Origin of the sequence: Microtetraspora malaysiensis (assembly GCF_001528665.1) — a bacterium.
GTDB classification, from domain to species: Bacteria; Actinomycetota; Actinomycetes; order Streptosporangiales; family Streptosporangiaceae; genus Microtetraspora_A; species Microtetraspora_A malaysiensis.
Genome location: NZ_BBYJ01000022.1, coordinates 40,361 through 58,381 on the forward strand (window position 1 = coordinate 40,361; position 18,021 = coordinate 58,381).

Sequence of the window (18,021 nt, forward strand, 5' to 3'; positions counted from 1 at the left end):
CACCCGGCAGCGCGGAGCCTGGGATACGCGGCGCGCCCGTGCGCCGCGTCGGCTTGCGGCCCACCCAAACCGTTCGTCATCGAAGGAGTGCACCGCCGTGTCATCACGCCCACCCAAGGATGCCGTCAGTAGTCCCGCGACGGACTCGGTGCCCGGCACGGCGCCGCTGCTGGCCGCGCGCCGGTTCCTGACGAAGGAGACGGTCGGCGACGGTGGGCGCACCCTGCACCAGGTCGACCGGAACGCCTGGGACGCGTTCTACCGGGACCGTTGGCGCTACGACCGGGTGGTCCGGTCGACGCACGGCGTCAACTGCACCGGCTCGTGCTCGTGGAACGTGTTCGTCAAAGACGACCTCATCACATGGGAGCACCAGGCCACGGACTATCCGACGACGGGTGCGGACGCGCCGGACTACGAGCCACGCGGCTGCCCGCGCGGCGCGTCGTTCTCCTGGTACGAGTACTCGCCGTCCCGCGTGCGGCACCCGTACGTGCGCGGGGCGCTGGCCGGGTTGTTCCGGGAGGCGCTGGAGCGTCTCGGCGACCCGGTGCTCGCCTGGGCCGACATCGTGGAGAACCCGCTGAAGGCGCGCGCGTACAAGAGCCAGCGGGGCCGCGGCGGCTTCGTGCGCGTCTCCTGGGACGAGGCGATCACCATGATGGCCGCCGCCCACGTCTACACGACGAAGACGTACGGCCCGGACCGCGTCGTGGGGTTCTCCCCGATCCCGGCGATGTCGATGGCGTCGTTCGCGGCCGGCACCCGGTACCACGCGCTGCTGGGCGGCACGCTGCTGAGCTTCTACGACTGGTACGCCGACCTGCCGGTCGCGTCTCCGCAGATCTGGGGCGACCAGACGGACGTGCCCGAGGCGGGGGACTGGTGGAACTCCACCTACCTGATGATGTGGGGCTCCAACATCCCCGTGACCCGGACTCCGGACGCGCACTTCCTGGCGGAGGCCCGCTACCGGGGCACCAAGGTCGTCGCGGTGAGCCCCGACTACGCCGACAACGTCAAGTTCGCCGACGACTGGCTCGCGCCGCACCCGGGCACCGACGGCGCGCTGGCGATGGCCATGGGCCACGTCATCCTCACCGAGTTCTTCCGCGACCGCGAGGTGCCGTACTTCACCGACTATGTCCGCCGGTACACCGACCTGCCGTTCCTCGTCACCCTCCGGTGCCGCGACGACGGCGCCTGGACGCCCGACCGCTTCCTGACCTCCCAGGACCTCGGCGACGACGAGGACCCGGCCGCGGCACACAAGACGGTGCTCGTCGACGAGCGCACGGGCGAGCCGGTCGTGCCGAACGGGTCCCTCGGCTTCCGCTATGGCGAGCGGGACGCCGGCCGGTGGAACCTCGACCTCGGCGAGGCCGTACCCGCGCTCGGCCTGCTCGGACTCACCGAGGACGCCGTCGAGGTCGAGCTCGCCCGGTTCGACGTCGGCGAGACCGAAGGCGGGGCCACGATGCGCCGCGGCGTACCGGTCACGCGGGTGGGCGGCCACCTCGTCACGACCGTGTTCGACCTGCTGATGGCGCAGTACGGCGTGCGCCGCGGCGACCTGCCGGGCAGCTGGCCGGCCGGGTACGACGACGCGGACGAACCCAACACCCCCGCCTGGCAGGAGCGCGTCACCGGGGTCCCCGCCGCGCTCGCCGCCCGGATCGCCCGCGAGTTCGCGCGCAACGCCGAACGCAGCCGGGGCCGCTCCATGATCGTTCTTGGTGCCGGAGCGAACCAGTGGTTCCACTCCGACATGACATACCGGGCCTTCATCGCGCTCGTCACCCTGACCGGCTGCCAGGGCGTCAACGGCGGCGGCTGGGCGCACTACGTCGGCCAGGAGAAGGCCAGGCCGCTGACCGGCCAGCAGCACATGTCCTTCGCCTTCGACTGGCAGCGCCCGATGCGCCACCAGGCCTCCACGCCGTACTGGTACCTGCACACCGACCAGTGGCGCTACGAGCGGGTGACCGCCGACGAGCTGTCCTCGCCGCTGGGCACCGGCCGGTTCACCGGCATGACGTTCGCGGACACGGTCGCCGCCGCCCAGCGGATGGGCTGGAGCCCCGGCCACCCGGCGTTCAACCGCAACCCCCTCGACCTCACGGACGAGGCGGCCGAGGCGGGCCGCACCGTCCAGCAGCACATCGTGGCCGAACTGAAGGCCGGACGGCTCAAGGCGGTCGCCGAGGACCCCGACGACCCCGCGAACTTCCCCCGCTGCCTCACCCTGTGGCGGGCCAACCTGCTGGGCTCCTCCGGCAAGGGCAACGAGTACTTCATGCGGCACCTGCTCGGCGTGGACTCCCTCGCCGACGCGCAGGAGTGCGACCCCGGCGAGCGGCCCCGCGACGTGGCCTGGCGCGACGAGGCGCCGACCGGGAAGCTGGACCTGCTCACCGCCATCGACTTCCGGATGACCAACACCGGGCTGCACGCCGACATCGTCCTGCCCACCGCGACCTGGTACGAGAAGCACGACATCTCGACCACGGACATGCACCCGTTCGTGCACGCGTTCAGCCCCGCCGTCGAGCCGCCCGCGGACGCGCACACCGACTACGACACCTTCCTCGACCTCGCCGACCGGTTCGGCGCGCTCGCGGCCACCCACCTCGGCGTACGCCGCGACGTCCTCGCGGTGCCGCTGCAGCACGACACACCCGACGAGCTCGCCATGCCCGGCGGCCGGGCACGGGACTGGAAAGCAGGGGAGTGCGAGCCCGTACCCGGCTCGACGATGCCGAAGCTCGTCGAGATCGAACGCGACTACACGCTGATCGGCGCCAAGATGCGCGCGGTGGGCCCACTGCTCGACACCCTCGGCACCACCACCAAGGCGATCACCGTCGACGTCACCCCGGAGATCGAGTACCTCGCCCGTCAGAACGGCGTCGTCACCGAGGGCCCGTTCGCCGGACGCCCGTCGCTTTCGACCGCCGACCGGATGTGCGAGGCGATCCTGGTGCTGTCCGGCACCACCAACGGGCGGGTGGCCGCCGCCGGCTTCGCCGCCCTGGAACTGCGCACCGGGCAGCGGTTCGCCGACCTGATCGAAGGGCACGAGACCGACCACATCTCCTACCCGGACACCCAGGCCGCGCCGCAGCCGGTGTTCACCAGCCCCGAGTGGTCCGGATCGGAGAAGGGCGGCCGCCGCTACTCGCCGTTCACCCTCAACGTCGAACGGTCGAAGCCGTGGCACACCCTCACCGGGCGGCAGCACTTCTTCGTCGAACACGACTGGGTCGCCGAGCTCGGCGAGCAGCTGCCCGCCTTCCGCCCGCCGCTGAACATGGCGCGCCACTTCGGCAAGCCCGGCGAGCGCGTCGACGGCGGCGTGACGGTCCGGTTCCTGACCCCGCACGCCAAGTGGTCGGTCCACTCGATGTACCACGACAACGAGCTGATGCTCGCGCTGTCCCGGGGCGGGCCGGTGATCTGGATGAGCGTCGAGGACGCCGCGAAGATCGGCGTCAAGGACAACGACTGGATCGAGGCGCACAACCGCAACGGCGTCGTCGTCGCCCGCGCCGTGGTCAGCCACCGGATGCCCGAGGGCACGGTCTTCCAGTACCACTCGCCGGAGCGGACGGTGAACGTGCCCAAGGCCGAGAAGAAGGGCCGCCGCGGCGGCTACCACAACTCGATGACCCGGCTGCTGGTCAAGCCCACCCACCTGGCCGGCGGGCACGCGCAGCTCACGTACGCCTTCAACTACTACGGCCCGATCGGCAGCCAGCGCGACGAGATCACGGTGATCCGCCGCCGTTCCCAGGATGTGGAGTACTGATGAGGATCCGCGCGCAGGTCGCGATGGTGATGAACCTCGACAAGTGCATCGGTTGTCACACCTGCTCGGTGACCTGCAAGCAGACCTGGACCAACCGCGAGGGCACCGAGTACGTGTGGTTCAACAACGTCGAGACCAAACCCGGCATCGGGTACCCCAAGCACTACGAGGACCAGGATCGCTGGCACGGCGGGTGGCAGCTCGACGGCAGGGGCCGGCTGACCCTGCGCTCCGGCGGCCGGCTGAAGCGGCTGACCCGCATCTTCGCCAACCCGGACCTGCCGTCGATCGACGACTACTACGAGCCGGCGACGTTCGACAAGGACATCCTGGTGAGCGCGCCCGGCGGCCTGAACGACACGCCGGTCAAGCGGCCGCACTCCGCGCTGACGGGCGAGCCGATGGCCGTGGAGTGGGGAGCGAACTGGGAGGACGGCCTCGGCGGCGCGCACGAGCGGGCCGACCGCGACCCGAACATCACCCGGATGCCCGCCGAGGCCGCGGCGAAGGTCAGGTTCGAGTTCGAGAAGACCTTCATGTTCCACCTCCCGCGGATCTGCGAGCACTGCCTCAACCCGGCCTGCGTGTCGGCGTGCCCGTCCGGGGCGATGTACAAGCGGGAGGAGGACGGCATCGTCCTGGTCGACCAGAACCGGTGCCGGGGCTGGCGGATGTGCGTGTCGGCCTGCCCGTACAAGAAGGTGTACGTCAACCACGCCACCGGCAAGGCCGAGAAGTGCACCCTGTGCTTCCCGCGGATCGAGGCCGGCCAGCCCACCATCTGCTCCGAGACGTGTGTGGGGCGGCTGCGCTACCTCGGCCTCGTCCTCTACGACGAGGACGCCGTCCTCGCCGCTGCGTCCGTGCGGGACGAGCGCGACCTGCTCGACGCCCAGCGCGACGTCTTCTGCGACCCGCACGACCCGGCGGTGCGGCAGGCGGCCCGCGACGCCGGCATGCCCGAGGAGTGGGTCGAGGCCGCGAAGCGGTCCCCGGTGTGGCGGCTGATCAGCGAGTACCGGATCGCGCTGCCGCTGCACCCGGAGTACCGGACGCTGCCGATGGTCTGGTACGTCCCGCCGCTGTCGCCGGTGCTCGACGCGGCCGGCGCGGCGGGCCGCGACGACACCGACGCCGACGACGTCTTCCACACCATCCGGGACCTGCGCATCCCGGTGGAGTACCTCGCCGAGCTGTTCACCGCCGGCGACGCCGACGCCGCCGCCGGGGTCCTGATGAAACTGGCCGCGATGCGCTCGTACATGCGGGCCCGGACCCTGGACGGCACGGTCGCACAGGACCTGCTGGACAGCATCGGGATGACCGCCGAGCAGGTCGAGTCGATGTACCGGCTGCTCGCGATCGCCAAGTACGACGAGCGGTACGTCATCCCGACCGCCTACAGCAAGGACGCCGCCGCCCTCGAGGCGCAGGCCGCCGCGCCAGGCGGCTGCTCGCTCGACTTCGAAGGCGGCCCCGGCCTGCCCGTCGACCTGACCCGGGGCCGGTCATGACCGCGCCGTCGACCGACGCGGCCGCGGTGACCGCGGCCGACCGGACCCGGCTGTTCCAGCTCACGTCGGTGTTGCTCACGTACCCGGACGCGGAACTGCTCGGCGCCGGCGACGAACTGCGCGGCGCGGCCGCCCGGATCGAGCACCCACGCTTGCGTGGGCAGGTCGAAGAATTCCTCGCCTGGATGACCGGCACCGCCGATCCGATCGACGTGCAACAGCACTACGTGCAAACCTTCGACCTGCGCCGTCGATCCGGCCTGTACCTGACGTACTACCTGCACGGCGACACCCGCAGGCGGGGCATGGCGCTGCTCGTCCTCAAACAGCGCTACCGCGCCCACGGCCTGCGGCTGGCCGCCGGTGAGCTGCCCGACCTGCTGCCGGTCGTGCTCGAGTTCGCCGCCACGGTCGGCCCCGGCGAGGGGGAGGCGCCGCTGCGCCAGCACCGGCGCGGCGTCGAACTGCTGCGTGCCGCCCTCGCCGACCTCGGCACGCCGTACCACCTGCTTCTCGACGCGGTCACCGCCGTCCTGCCCGAGCTGACCGACGCCGACCGGGAGGCCATCGCGGAACTGGCCCTCGACGGCCCGCCCGTCGAGTCCGTCGGCCTGGACTCCCTGGGCCTGGACTCCCTCGCCCTCTACCCCATCTGCCCCTCGTCGGAGGTCGCGCGGTGAACACCGTCATCTGGATCGTCCTGCCGTATCTGTGCCTGGCGGTGTTCGTCGGCGGTCACGTGTGGCGATGGCGCCGCGACCAGTTCGGCTGGACCACGCACACCAGTCAGCTGCTGGAGAGCCGGATCCTGCGCCTGGGATCGCCGCTGTTCCACCTCGGCGCGTTCGGTGTCATCGGCGGGCACGCCATGGGGCTGCTGGTGCCGGCCTCGGTCACCGCGGCGGTCGGGATCCCCGAGCACCTCTACCACCTGACCGCGGTCTGGGGCGGCACGGTGGCCGGCGTCATGCTCGTCGCCGGGCTGGTCCTGCTCATCGCCCGCCGCTTCGTCAACGGGCGGGTCCTGCGCACGACCACCCCGATGGACAAGGTGCTCTACGTCGCCCTGGCGGCCATGGTCGTGCTCGGTATGACCGCCACGGTCGCCGTCAACCTGCTCGGCGACGGATACGACTACCGGGAGACGATCGCCGTCTGGTTCCGCAGCGTGTTCTGGTTCTCCCCGCGTAGCGACCTCATGGCCGGCGCGCCGCTGGTCTACCAGCTGCACGCCATCGGCGGCTTCCTGTTCCTGGCGTTGTGGCCCTTCACCCGGCTCGTCCACGTCTGGTCGGCGCCGCTGGCCTACCTGTGGCGCCCGTACGTCGTCTACCGTGCGCGCCGCGGGTCCGTGCCGGCCGCGCCGCCCGCGCCGGCCGCCGTGCGCGACGCGACCACCCGCCGGAACGTGTCCCCGGCCAGCTGAGCGGCACGCAGGCCCTCCTTTGCGGACATCCGTGCGCCCGGAAGGCTACCGTCCGGGAGCCCCCTCGCCGATGCCATCGCTGCCGCCGGATAGGCCGGATCTTGCCTCTTCCCGCCTGCCAACTTCGATCAGGTGGCGGTGGTCGCCGCCGCATGTTCACTTCGCTCGGAGGGCGGCGAGCAGGGCGAGAGCGCATCCCGTCAGGTGCTCGGGATCCGCCGGCGAAACATCGATCAGCTCCAGATGGGCCGCGCCGATGGGGTTGCGGTAGAGAGGCTCGCCCTTCGCGGTACGGCCGACGAAGTCCTGGGTGTAGTCGAAGGCCGCCCCGGCCGTGAAGTACAGCTCGTCGCCGTCGTAACCGACCGTCGCGTACGCGTCGGTGTAGCCGTCGGCGAAGAGGCGGAAGTCCGGCTCGCCGGCGCCCTCCTCAAGGGTGGCGAGTATGCCCTCGGCGAAAGAACGCACATCGGCGGCCTGGGCGAGCCCCAGCAGGTACGGGGCGAGTTCGATCAGCCATGACCCGTCCGGCCGGTGACGGCGTACCGTGAACCGGACGGGCCGGCCGGCGAGATCCGTGAGACCCGCGAACTCGGCGATGATCTCGCTCGCGTCCCGTATCACCTCGAGGTCCATTCGCTCACCGTAGTGGGCGAATGGCGCGGAATCGCGCACGCGTTCCCCGTGATGGTCACGCAGTTTCCGGCGAGTTAAGGATCTTGCCCCATTCCGGACATCTCCAATTGGTGATCGAAACCTACGGTCCTGAGTCGACAGCCACGATCACTCCTGGAGGAGATCTCTGTGAAGTTCGCCAAGATCGGCATCGCCGCCGCGGCTCTGGTGGGCGCCAGCATCGTTCCGCTCACGGTCACCGCCGGCCCCGCCAACGCCGCCTCCTGCGGCGGCTCGCTGATCGACAGCATCGCCGTCAAGAACAGCAGCGGCACGACCTACGGCACGGTGAAGCTCTACTACAGCTCCTCCTCCGGCACCAACTGCGCCCGGCTCGACCGTGTGGTGAACCCTGGAACGAAGAAGGGCATGATCCTCTCCCTGTACGCCTGCGGGAGCGGCTGGTCCGTGAGCAAGTGCCACCAGGACTTCTACGCCATCGGCCAGGACAGCGGGCAGTTCGGCGAGTACGCCGGGCCGGTCACGGTGTACGGCAAGGGCCGTTGCGTCCAGGTCGAGGCGAGCGTTCAGGCCGCGAACAACGCGTGGGCCAACTACCACAGCCCGGTCTTCCACTGCGGCTGATCGGCGCCGGCCTGGCTCGCTGACGCGCGCTCCCATGAGTTCCGCGTCAGCGAGCCCGTGCTACCCGCTGAGCGATGCCGGCGCGGCCGGTCGGGGGAAGCGTGCGACGAATCGCGCCCCGGAGGGGCTGTCCTCGACGGTGAGGGTACCGCCATGGTCTTCGGCGATCTGCCGGGCGATCGACAGGCCCAGGCCACTGCCGCCGGCGTCCTTGGCCCGCGCCTCCTGCAGACGCGCGAAACGCTCGAAGATGATCTCCCGCTGCTCGGGCGGCACCCCGCTGCCGTCGTCGTGGACCTCCAGCACCGCCGCGTCCCCTCGATGTTCGACGGTGACCCTGACGGAGGAGTGGGCGTGGCGCTCGGCATTGTCCATGAGGTTGTTCAGCAGCCGGGTGAGGCCGATCCGGTCGCCGTTGACCATGACACCGCTGCTGAACCTCCTGACCACCCTGACCTTGCTCTGCCGATGGTCGAGCTCGCCGGCCACCAGGACGCCGAGGTTGAGGAGGTCATGGTGGCCGGCGACGCCCGCGTCAAGCCGGGAGATCTCCAGCAGGTTGCCCACCAATTCCTGCAGCCGCTCGACGGACTCCAGCAGCCTGTCGGCGATTTCCGCCCAGTCGGTCTCCTCCCGCCCTACGAGCGAATCCTCGATCTCGGCACGCATCGCCGCGAGCGGGTTGCGCAGGTCATGGGAGGTGTCCGAGGCGAATCTCAACTGCTCCTGGATCGCCGCCTGAGCCCGCTCCAACGCCTGGTTGGTGGCTCGTGCGAGCTCCTTGAACTCGTCGTCATGGCTCGGCAGCGGAACCCGCTCGCTCAGATTGGAAGGCCGGATCGTGGCGAGTTTCCCGCTGATGGCACGTACCGGCTGCAGGGTCTTGCTCATCATCCGATACGTCACGAGTGCGGTGGCCGCGATCAGCAGGAGTGAACCACCGATGAATCCAGCCAGTACGGGGGCGCTGCCGTAGAGCCGAGGCGGGGGAGCGGCCATCAGGAGCATCAGGCTGGCGAAGACGCAGACCAGCGCCATGACGGTGCTCGCCACGGTGGTCACACGGGTTTTGGCGGAGCAGTTCCGCCACGCTCTCAGGCTGATCATCCCGGAAACGCCCCGGATGTAGCGGTAGAAGGTCTAGCCGGCTGAACAGTAGATGGAGTTCGCTCTATCTCCACGTGCGACCACCTCGGTGACTCAAGATGACGCGTCCGTGTCATTCATCATCGCAGGTCCGCGTACGTGCCTTGCGGCAGCTCCCCGGCGGGCAGGGGCTCTCGCGCCGGAGGCGCCGCGTGACGGAAGCCGCGCCGCTTCAGGCCGCCGGTTCCGGCGTACAGGAGGCCGTTGCCACCCCGACCTGCACCTAATGGCTGGAATCACAAGAATTCAGGGCAAATGTGATCCTAATGTCATAAAGATCCGCCATTGTAGAGGAGTGCGAACGTGGCTCAGTGATCAGGTCAAGCGACGGCTGGGCACGTTTGGCCTGCTCGTACCCTCTATCGCGCAGTGTTCCGTGGGTGCCGCGCTGGCCTGGATCGTCGCCGTTCACCTGCTCGGCCACGACCACCCTCTCTTCGCGCCCATCTCCGTGATGATCTGCGTGGGCGTGGGGCTCGGGCAGCGGCTGCGCAGGGTGGTCGAGCTGGTGCTCGGCGTCAGCCTGGGCGTGGGCATCGGCGACCTCCTGGTGTCCTGGATCGGCTCGGGCCCCTGGCAGATGGCGCTCGTGATCGCGCTGGCGATGACCGTCTCGGGGCTGCTGAACAGCGGCGAGCTGTTCGTGTCGCAGGTGGGGTCGTCCGCGGTGCTGGTCACCATGCTGGTGCCGGGTGCGGACTCCGGCGGGCTGGACCGGATGGCCGACGCGCTCACCGGCGGCATCATCGGCATCGTCGCGGTCGCGCTGCTGCCCGCCAGCCCGGTCACCATCGCGGGCAAACATCTGTCCGGCGTGCTGGACGCCCTCTCCACTCTGCTGGAGCAGGCCGCGGAGGCGATCGAGAAGAGCGATATGGACCTGGCCGCCGAGGCCCTGGAGTGCGGACGCCGGACCCAGACGGCGGTCGAGGAGTTCGCGGCGGCGCTGGAGAACAGCAGGGAGATCATCAAGATCTCACCGCTGCGCTGGCATCACCGGGCCAGACTGGCCAGGTACCAGACCGCCGCCGTACCGGTGGACCTGGCGCTGCGCAACGCGCGGGTGCTGGCCCGCCGCACGCTCGCGGCGCTGGGGGAGGCCAGCCCGCCGCCGGCCGCGCTGGCCGAGTCGCTGCGCGAGGTCTCGGAGGCGGCGCTGCTGCTCCAGCTCGAACTGGGGGCCGGGCGCGAGCCGATGCTGGCCCGGCAGGCGTTGCTCGCCGTCGCCGCGCGGGAGCGGCCCAAGAACCTGGGCTTCTCCGCGAACGTCGCTCTCGCGCAGCTGCGCTCCATCGCCGTCGATCTGCTCGAGGCGACCGGGATGGATCACGACGCGGCCTCGGCCGCCCTGAGGCCGCTGGACGAGCCGAGCGGCGAGAGCGTGCGCGGCTGAGGCCGGAGCAGGCACCCGCACCCGCAGACCCCCTGATGATCGTGGTTGCCCGGTGCGAAACTCCGGAGCGGACAGCGCTGCCGCGCGGACAAGTCGGTCGACGCTAAGATCAGATCATCTGTGCCTGTTCTGGTGGGGGATGGTGACCGAGCACACGCGGCCGGAAGGCCGCCCGCGCAGTTCACTGGCGGCGGCCGCGGTGACGCTGTCCCAGCTGGGGCGGCTGCGCGACCTGCCGGTGGTCCTCATGCTGGCATGGATCGGCTGGCTGGCCATCCCGTGGCCGTTCGGCGGCCCCGGCCAGGCTCGTGGTACGGCCGACCAGCGCCTCAGCGCGGGAGATCAGCGCCTCGACGCGGGAACATCCCCAGATCGTACGAGCGGCTCCGACGCCGATGCTGAGCCGGTCGCCGATCCTGGTGCGCCGGCCGGTGACGGCCCGGGCGCCGCTGTCACGACGGGCTGGTCGCTGCCCGCGCCGCCCGCTCAGCTGCGGCTCCTGGTCAAGCCGGAACGGCGTCCCGCGGTTTCGGCGGCGCCGAAGGCGAACCTGTCGAATGCACGGGAACCGGACCCGCGGGATCCGAGCGAGGCGCGACTGATCGCCAGGGAGCGGGCACGCATCGCGGCGGAGGTGCACGACGTCGCCGGGCACGGTCTCGCCACCATCGCCATGCAGGCCGGGGTGGCCCTGCTCATGCTGGACGAGCGGCCGGACCAGGTCCGCGAGTCCCTTGAGGCGATCCGTGCCACCAGCACGAGGGCCCTCGACCAGCTGCGTTCCGCGCTCGACCTCATCGATCCCGTCGCGCCGGATCACGACCTGCCCCGCCTGATCGACGAGATGCGGACGGCGGGGCTGCCCGTGGAGCTGCGACCGGTGGAGCCGGAGGTTCCCGCCCACCTTCAGGACACCGTCTACCGGGTCGTACGCGAGTCGTTGACCAACGTCGTGCGGCACGCCGGACTGACCACGGCCCTGGTCAGCGCCGCCACGGAACCGGGCGAGTTCGTCCTGGAGATCGCCGACGGCGGGCGCGGTCCGCTCGGAACGGCCGAAGGCCGAGGGCTGGCCGGGATGCGGGTACGCGTGACCGACGCCGGCGGCGTGTTCGGCGCGGGCCCCGGCGACGGCGGCGGCTTCCGTGTCGTGGCCCGTTTCCCCTTGCCTGCGGAGACCCTGCCTGCGGAGACCGTGTGACCACGGGAACGCCGCATGGCGCGGCCGCACCGTACGCCGACGGCAGCCGTGTGGGCCCGTCGGCGGATCGGGTCAAGGTGGCGCTGGCCGACGATCAGGCGGTCGTGCGCATGGGGTTGCGGGCGCTCATCGACCGTGAGCCCGACCTGGAGTTCGCCGGTGAGGCGGCGGACGGCGCGGCGGCGCTCCGGCTGCTGCGTGAGACCCGTCCCGACGTCCTGCTGCTCGACATCCGCATGACCGGCATGGACGGCATCGCCACGCTGCGCGCGATCGCCGCCGACCCCGACCTCAACGGCACCCGGGTGGTCGTGGTCACCACCTTCGAGATCGACGAGTACGTGTTCGCCGCGTTGCAGGCCGGGGCCAGCGGGTTCCTGCTGAAGGACAGCGCCCCGGAGGAACTCGCCCACGCGATCAGGGTCGTCGCCTCGGGCGAGGCGCTGCTCTCCCCGTCCGTCACCAAGAAGGTCATCGGCCGGTTCGGCCGCCACGACGCCGCTCCGGTCGAGGGCCTGGACATGCTCACGCCGAGGGAACGCGAGATGGTCGCGTGGGTCGCCACCGGCCGATCGAACGCGGAGATCGCCAAGGAGCTGGTCATCAGCCCCGACACGGTGCGCACCCACGTCAGCCGGGCCATGGTGAAGCTCCGTGCCCGCGACCGCGCCCAGCTGGTCGTCTTCGCGGTCAGGTCCGGGCTGACGGTTCCTTGAGAAAGCCCGCGTACGCGCGCTGCTCCACCTGTGCCTCGATCTGCTTCACCGTGTCCAGCCCCACTCCGACCATGATGAGGATGGTCGTCCCGCCGAACGGGAAGCTCTGCTGAGTCGCCGGATCGCGTAGCAGCACGAACGCGATGATCGGGATCAGTGACAGTGCGCCGAGATAGAGCGCGCCCGGCGCGGTCAGCCGCGAGAGCGTGTACCGCAGATACTCCGCCGTGGGCCGGCCGGGCCGTACGCCGGGGACGAAGCCGCCGTATCGCTTCATGCTGTCGGCCACCTCCATCGGGTCGAAGGTGATCGACACGTAGAAGTAGGTGAATCCCACGATCAGCAGGAGATACGTCGTCACGTAGATCGGATGGTCGCCCGAGACGAGATAGCGCGCGATCCACTCGGACACCGGCCCGGTGCCGCCGGTCACCTGGGTCGCCAGCTGCGGGAGGAAGAGCATCGACGAGGTGAAGATGACGGGCACGATCCCGGCCTGGTTGACCTTCAGCGGGAGGTAGGTCGAGGTGCCGCCGTACATCCTGCGCCCGACCATCCGCTTGGCGTACTGGACCGGGATCCGCCGCTGTGCCTGCTCCATGAACACCACCGCCGCCACCAGGAAGACACCCGCGACCAGCATCATGGACAGCGCGAAGGGGTTGAGCAGGAAGATGTTCGACACGTAGGAGGGGAATGCGGCCACCACCTGGGTGAAGATCAGGATGGACATGCCGTTCCCGATGCCCCTGTCGGTGATCAGCTCGCCCAGCCACATGATCACGGCGGTCCCCGCCACCATGGTGGTCACGATCACCACGACCATCAGCGGGCCCTGGTCGTGCAGCAGACGGCGGTCGCAGGTCGGGAAGATGCCGCCCGAGCGGGCCAGGGACACGATCGTGGCCGCCTGGATGAGCGCCAGCGCCATCGTCAGGTAACGGGTGTACTGGGTGATCTTCGCCTGGCTTTGCCGTCCCTCTTTCTTGAGCGCCTCCAGGCGCGGGATCACCACGGCGAGCAGCTGCATGACGATGCCCGCGGTGATGTACGGCACGATCCCGAGGGCGAACACCGACAGTTTCAGCATCGCCCCGCCGCTGAACAGCTGCAGCATGTCGACGATCCCGCCCCGGCTGCGGCCGAGGCACTCCTGCACCGCGAGGACGTTCACGCCGGGTGCCGGGAGGATCTGCCCGAACCGGAACAACACGATCAACGCGAGGGTAAAAAGGATCTTCTTCCGGACGTCGGGAACCCGGAAGGCACGGATGAGCACGGTCAGCATGCGCCGAGTGTGGTCGCGGGGACGGCGGCGGGGCATCCGTTCACCGGCGGCTTCGTCCTACGCGGATCCGCGTACGTGTCGAGCTTCCGGGTAGGCGCCGCTGGTGGGTACCGCCGACCTCCGTTCGCTGTCCGCCGACGTCCAGGCGCTTCCGCTGCTCACCTTCGGCCACGGCACGGCCTCCCGGGCCCAGATCGCCGACCTCCTCCACGGCGCCGACGCGGAGGCCGTCGTGGACGTGCGTACCGCGCCGGGGAGCCGCCGCGTCCCCGACGTGGGCAGGCAGGAGCTCTCCGCCTGGCTGCCGGAGGAGGGCGTCGGCTACCGGTGGGAGAGCCGGCTCGGCGGTTTCCGCCGGCCGGCTCCGGACTCGCCCGACACGTTCTGGCGGAACGACTCCTTCCGGGGGTACGCCGGCTACAGCCGCGGACCGGAGTTCCACGCCGCACTGAAGGACCTCCTGGACCAGGCGGCGGCCGGCCGCACCGCGATCATGTGCAGCGAGGCCGTCTGGTGGCGCTGCCACCGGCGGATCATCGCCGACTACGCCGTGCTGGTCCACCACGTCCCCGTCCTGCACCTGGCCCATGACGGGCGGCTCGCCGAACACCGGCCGACCGAGGGTGCGCGCCTTCTCGACGACGGGCTGCTCGTCTACGACGCCGCCTGACCCACGGCCGCCGCACGGCTTGCGGCGGCGCGCAGCGTGTCTGAGGGCGGGTCGCACGGTGAGGAAACCTCCGCCTTCAGGCGGAGGAGGAATCGGACTCCCTGCAGGGCAGGACAAAGGTAGGCGATTCGCCATAAATCGAATACGCGTTCGTTTTTTGGCTGATCGCGTGGCATGATGCGCGGCATGGCGCAGGCCGTGAAGCGGGCCTACAAGTACCGCTTCTACCCGACCCCCGGACAGGCCGCCGAGCTTGGCCGGACATTCGGGTGTGTGCGCCTGGTCTACAACAAAGCTCTGCAGGAGCGGACCCGCGCCTACACGCTGGACGGCCACCGCGTCTCCTACGAGCAATCCTCGGCTGCGTTGACGGCGTGGAAACAGACGGAGGAACTCGGCTTCCTCAACGAGGTGTCGTCGGTGCCGTTGCAGCAGGCCCTGCGCCACCTCCAGGCCGGGTTCGCGAACTTCTTCGCCAAGCGCGCGAAATACCCGGTGTTCAAGTCCCGCAAGAAGTCCCGCGCGTCGGCGGAGTACACCCGCTCGGGTTTCCGCTGGCGTGAGGGTCGGCTGTGGCTGGCGAAGATGGACGGTCCGCTCGACATTGTGTGGTCGCGCCCCCTGCCGGAGGGGGCGGAGCCGTCCACCGTGACCGTGTCGAAAGACGCGGCCGGGCGGTGGTTCGTGTCCATCCTGGTCGAGGAGAAGATCCGCCCGCTCGACCCGGCCGGCAGCGCGGTGGGGGTGGACGCGGGGATCACCGCCCTGGTCACCTTCTCGGCCGGGGAGAAGGTGGCCAACCCCCGGCACGAGCGGACCGATCGACGCAAGCTGGCCAAGGCGCAGCGGGCGCTGGCCCGCAAGGCCAAGGGCAGCGCGAACCGGGCCAAGGCTCGAATCACGGTCGCCCGCGTGTACGCCCGGATCGCCGACCGCCGCCGGGACCACTTGCACAAGCTGTCGACTCGGCTCGTCCGTGAGAACCAAACGGTCGTGATCGAGGACCTGACCGTCCGCACCATGGTCAAGAACCACAGCCTGGCCCGCGCCATCTCTGACGCGTCGTGGCGCGAGCTGCGGTCGATGCTGGAGTACAAAACCCAGTGGTACGGGCGGGAACTGGTGGTCGTGGACCGGTGGTTCCCCTCCTCCAAGCTGTGCTCGGCCTGCGGGGCGTTGCAGGAGGCGATGCCGCTGAACGTCCGCACCTGGGAGTGCGCCTGTGGCGCGGTCCATGACCGGGACGTGAACGCGGCGAAGAACATCTTGGCCGCCGGGCTGGCGGACAAGTAAAACGCCTGTGGAGCTGGTGTAAGACCTCAACGGAGACCTCCGAGCGGGCAACTGGCGGTGAAGCAGGAAGCCTGACCGGCGACGGTGGGAATCCCCCTCGTTTACGAGGGGGAGGATGTCAAGATGGCCTTCCCGCTCATGCTGCTGGTGCTCAAGCGCGGCGACGGCGGCGCGGTCCCCGGGTACCTCGCGATGCTGGCGGGATCGGTGCTGCTGGTGGTCGCGGCGATCGCGGTTTTCGGCGCGGAGGCACCCGGCAACGTCCTCCTGCTGGCCGTCGCCTTCCTGCTCTGCTCGGTGATGGCCTGCCCACTCGGCTTCGTGATCGCCGCCGTCGTACGCAACACCAGAGGCGCGAGCCTGATCGGCATGCTGGTCATGTTCCCGATGATCTTCTTGGCGGGCGCGGCCGTGCCCAGGACGGCCCTGCCCGACTCACTGCGCCGGATCGGCGACTTCCTGCCCCTGACCCCGGGCGTGGAAGCCCTCGGCGACGCCTGGTCCGGCACCGCCACGGTCTTCCCACTGCTGATCCTGGCCGGGATAATCGTGGCGGCCACGGCGGTCGCCGCCGCGCTCTTCCGATGGGAGTGAGAGCGTGAACATCTGGGAGGCGCGCTGGTTGCGCGCCTTCCATCTGCTCTATTACGCCTGCCTGGCGCTCGGACTGATCCTTTCGTTCGACGAGAACACGGCCCCCGACCCGCTGACGGTGGGGATCCTCGCGTTGATGGCCGGCTGGCACGGCTTCTTCGTCGTCCGGCGGCCGCATCTGCTTGGGCGGCTCAACCCGATGGCGGTCCACCTGGTGGTGATCTGCGCGCTCTATGTCGCGCTGGTGGTGCGGGATCGGTCCTTCGATGTGGTGATCTTCGGGCTGATGCCCCAGCCGTACCTGATGCTGGCCAGGCCCTGGTCCTATGTGGGGGCGGTGGCGACGGTTCTCAGCACGTTCGCCGCCCGAGGCCATCTGGGCGAGCCCAACGCGTTCTGGCAGCTCGTCGGGAGTTCCGGCCTGGTGGTGGCGATCGGGGCGTTCGTGGACTACGTGTCCAGGCAGAGCGTGCAGAACAGAATGCTCGGGGTCCTGGAGGAGCGGGCGAGGCTGGCCAGGGAGATCCACGACACCCTCGCGCAGGGGTTGAGCGGGATCATCACTCAGCTGGAGGCGGCCGAGCAGGCGATGCCCGATCCGCACGCCGTACAGAAGAGGGTCGCGCTGGCCAAGGAGCTGGCGCGCGAGAACCTGCGGGAGGCGCGGCGCTCGGTCGACGCGCTGCGGCCGGGCCCTCTCACTGACGCGGGGCTCGACGTGGCACTCGCGGAGGCGGCCGGACGGTGGTCGCGGACATCGGGGGTGACGGCGACCGTGTCCGTGGAAGGCACCCCCCGGCCGCTGTCCGGCGAGGTGGGAACAACCCTGTTGCGGGCGGCGCAGGAAGGGTTGTCGAACGCGGCCAAGCACGCTCGGGCGGGCAGGGCGGCGATCACGCTGACCTACATGGACGACGAGGTGACGCTGGACGTGTTCGACGACGGAGCGGGCTTCGACCCCGCGGCGCGGAGCGCGGGTTACGGGCTGGCGGCCATGCGTGAGCGGGCCGGCAGCGTGGGGGGCACGCTGACGGTGGAGTCCTCCCCGGGAGAAGGGACGGCCTTATGCCTGCGCATCCCCTCCGATTGATGATCGTTGATGATCATCCGGTGGTCCGTGACGGGCTGCGCGGCATGTTCGACCACGTGGCGGACATCGAGGTGGTGGCGGAGGCGTCCGACGGGTTCGAGGCGTTGGTCATGGCCAGGCGGGCGCGGCCGCACGTGGTGCTGATGGATCTCCGCATGCCCGGTCTGGACGGTGTCGGCGCGATCCAGCGGCTCCGGGTGGACCATCCGGAGATCAAAGTGATCGTGTTGACCACGTACGACACGGACGCGGACGTGACGCGGGCCATGGCCGCCGGGGTGGCGGGCTACCTGCTGAAGGACGCGCCACGGGAGGAACTGCACAGGGCGGTCCGTACGGCCGCCGCCGGCGGAGCGGTCCTGGCCCCGTCGATCGCGTCCGCCCTCATCGGCAGGCCCTCGACCCCGGAGCCGAGCCGACGCGAGCTGGAGGTGCTGCGCCTGGTGGCGCGAGGCTCGGTGAACAAGGAGATCGCCAGAGCCCTGCTGATCAGTGAGACGACGGTGAAGACGCACCTGAAGCACGTCTTCGCCAAGCTCGGTGTCGACAGCAGGGCCGCGGCGGTCGTCGTGGCCATGGAGCGAGGACTCATTTAGACGCTCGCGGCGGCTGAACACCGTGA

Annotated in this window: 15 protein-coding genes and 1 pseudogene; 13 read left to right on the forward strand and 3 right to left on the reverse strand. The window is 70.1% G+C overall.

From position 1 onward, the window contains the following. Positions 1-97: 97 nt before the first annotated feature. From AWQ71_RS27195 to narI, 4 genes are read left to right on the forward strand one after another with little or no spacing between them, the layout of a single operon-like run. On the forward strand, positions 98-3,808 hold the full coding sequence (locus tag AWQ71_RS27195; protein WP_084259344.1) for a nitrate reductase subunit alpha: 3,711 nt from the start codon (positions 98-100) through the stop codon (positions 3,806-3,808). Next, complete coding sequence (narH, locus tag AWQ71_RS27200) at positions 3,808-5,322, forward strand: nitrate reductase subunit beta (RefSeq protein WP_067138053.1); 1,515 nt, start codon at positions 3,808-3,810, stop codon at positions 5,320-5,322. The genes AWQ71_RS27195 and narH overlap by 1 nt, the downstream gene beginning before the upstream one ends. Then, positions 5,319-6,002, forward strand: a complete 684-nt coding sequence (narJ, locus tag AWQ71_RS27205) for a nitrate reductase molybdenum cofactor assembly chaperone (protein WP_067138055.1) — start codon at positions 5,319-5,321, stop codon at positions 6,000-6,002. The genes narH and narJ overlap by 4 nt, the downstream gene beginning before the upstream one ends. Continuing rightward, positions 5,999-6,748, forward strand: coding sequence for a respiratory nitrate reductase subunit gamma (narI, locus tag AWQ71_RS27210; RefSeq protein ID WP_067138056.1), 750 nt, complete (start codon positions 5,999-6,001; stop codon positions 6,746-6,748). The genes narJ and narI overlap by 4 nt, the downstream gene beginning before the upstream one ends. A 156-nt stretch (positions 6,749-6,904) precedes the next feature. On the opposite strand, the gene AWQ71_RS27215 is transcribed toward narI, so the two are convergent. Continuing rightward, positions 6,905-7,384, reverse strand: a complete 480-nt coding sequence (locus AWQ71_RS27215) for a hypothetical protein (protein WP_067138058.1) — start codon at positions 7,382-7,384, stop codon at positions 6,905-6,907. Between the two features lie 168 nt (positions 7,385-7,552). Here AWQ71_RS27215 and AWQ71_RS27220 point away from each other — a divergent pair, with 168 nt between their 5' ends. Further along, positions 7,553-8,008: a hypothetical protein gene (locus AWQ71_RS27220; protein WP_067138060.1), complete on the forward strand. Its 456-nt coding sequence runs from the start codon at positions 7,553-7,555 to the stop codon at positions 8,006-8,008. Positions 8,009-8,068: 60 nt separating this feature from the next. Here the strand turns inward: AWQ71_RS27220 and AWQ71_RS27225 are convergent, their stop codons facing one another. After that, positions 8,069-9,061 carry a sensor histidine kinase gene (locus tag AWQ71_RS27225; protein WP_067138062.1) on the reverse strand — a complete coding sequence of 331 codons (993 nt, stop codon included), beginning with the start codon at positions 9,059-9,061 and terminating at the stop codon, positions 8,069-8,071. A 469-nt stretch (positions 9,062-9,530) separates the two neighbouring features. On the opposite strand from AWQ71_RS27225, the gene AWQ71_RS27230 reads away from it, so the two are divergent. The 3 genes from AWQ71_RS27230 to AWQ71_RS27240 all read left to right on the forward strand — a co-directional run bounded on the left by AWQ71_RS27230 (position 9,531) and on the right by AWQ71_RS27240 (position 12,464). Further along, positions 9,531-10,547: an FUSC family protein gene (locus tag AWQ71_RS27230; protein WP_245658494.1), complete on the forward strand. Its 1,017-nt coding sequence runs from the start codon at positions 9,531-9,533 to the stop codon at positions 10,545-10,547. Between the two features lie 142 nt (positions 10,548-10,689). Beyond that, on the forward strand, positions 10,690-11,748 hold the full coding sequence (locus tag AWQ71_RS27235) for a sensor histidine kinase (RefSeq protein ID WP_169806638.1): 1,059 nt from the start codon (positions 10,690-10,692) through the stop codon (positions 11,746-11,748). A gap of 50 nt (positions 11,749-11,798) precedes the next feature. Continuing rightward, positions 11,799-12,464 carry a response regulator gene (locus tag AWQ71_RS27240; RefSeq protein WP_281196266.1) on the forward strand — a complete coding sequence of 222 codons (666 nt, stop codon included), beginning with the start codon at positions 11,799-11,801 and terminating at the stop codon, positions 12,462-12,464. On the opposite strand, the gene secY is transcribed toward AWQ71_RS27240, so the two are convergent. Continuing rightward, positions 12,439-13,752 carry a preprotein translocase subunit SecY gene (gene secY, locus AWQ71_RS27245; protein WP_067138067.1) on the reverse strand — a complete coding sequence of 438 codons (1,314 nt, stop codon included), beginning with the start codon at positions 13,750-13,752 and terminating at the stop codon, positions 12,439-12,441. The two genes, AWQ71_RS27240 and secY, sit on opposite strands and share 26 nt — an antisense overlap. 103 nt (positions 13,753-13,855) lie before the next feature. Between secY and AWQ71_RS27250 the strand changes: the two genes are divergently transcribed. The 5 genes and pseudogenes from AWQ71_RS27250 to AWQ71_RS27270 all read left to right on the forward strand — a co-directional run bounded on the left by AWQ71_RS27250 (position 13,856) and on the right by AWQ71_RS27270 (position 17,995). Next, the gene (locus AWQ71_RS27250; protein WP_218001980.1) at positions 13,856-14,422 is read left to right on the forward strand and encodes a DUF488 domain-containing protein; all 567 of its coding nucleotides are present in this window, start codon (positions 13,856-13,858) and stop codon (positions 14,420-14,422) included. 186 nt (positions 14,423-14,608) lie between these two features. Next, a pseudogene (locus AWQ71_RS27255) lies at positions 14,609-15,790 on the forward strand (RNA-guided endonuclease InsQ/TnpB family protein). A gap of 48 nt (positions 15,791-15,838) precedes the next feature. Continuing rightward, complete coding sequence (locus AWQ71_RS27260; protein ID WP_067138069.1) at positions 15,839-16,309, forward strand: ABC transporter permease; 471 nt, start codon at positions 15,839-15,841, stop codon at positions 16,307-16,309. A gap of 4 nt (positions 16,310-16,313) precedes the next feature. Further along, the gene (locus tag AWQ71_RS27265; protein WP_067138071.1) at positions 16,314-17,399 is read left to right on the forward strand and encodes a sensor histidine kinase; all 1,086 of its coding nucleotides are present in this window, start codon (positions 16,314-16,316) and stop codon (positions 17,397-17,399) included. Beyond that, positions 17,399-17,995: a response regulator gene (locus AWQ71_RS27270; protein WP_084259347.1), complete on the forward strand. Its 597-nt coding sequence runs from the start codon at positions 17,399-17,401 to the stop codon at positions 17,993-17,995. Before AWQ71_RS27265 ends, AWQ71_RS27270 begins: the two co-directional genes overlap by 1 nt. Positions 17,996-18,021: the final 26 nt, after the last annotated feature.

Bases quoted from the DNA above. Each gene is read 5' to 3' on its own strand.
- narH (WP_067138053.1), top strand. From the start codon at position 3,808: ATGAGGATCCGCGCGCAGGTCGCGATGGTGATGAACCTCGACAAGTGC.
- narJ (WP_067138055.1), top strand. From the start codon at position 5,319: ATGACCGCGCCGTCGACCGACGCGGCCGCGGTGACCGCGGCCGACCGG.
- AWQ71_RS27215 (WP_067138058.1), bottom strand. From the start codon at position 7,384: ATGGACCTCGAGGTGATACGGGACGCGAGCGAGATCATCGCCGAGTTC.
- secY (WP_067138067.1), bottom strand. From the start codon at position 13,752: ATGCTGACCGTGCTCATCCGTGCCTTCCGGGTTCCCGACGTCCGGAAG.
- AWQ71_RS27260 (WP_067138069.1), top strand. From the start codon at position 15,839: ATGGCCTTCCCGCTCATGCTGCTGGTGCTCAAGCGCGGCGACGGCGGC.
- AWQ71_RS27270 (WP_084259347.1), top strand. From the start codon at position 17,399: ATGATCGTTGATGATCATCCGGTGGTCCGTGACGGGCTGCGCGGCATG.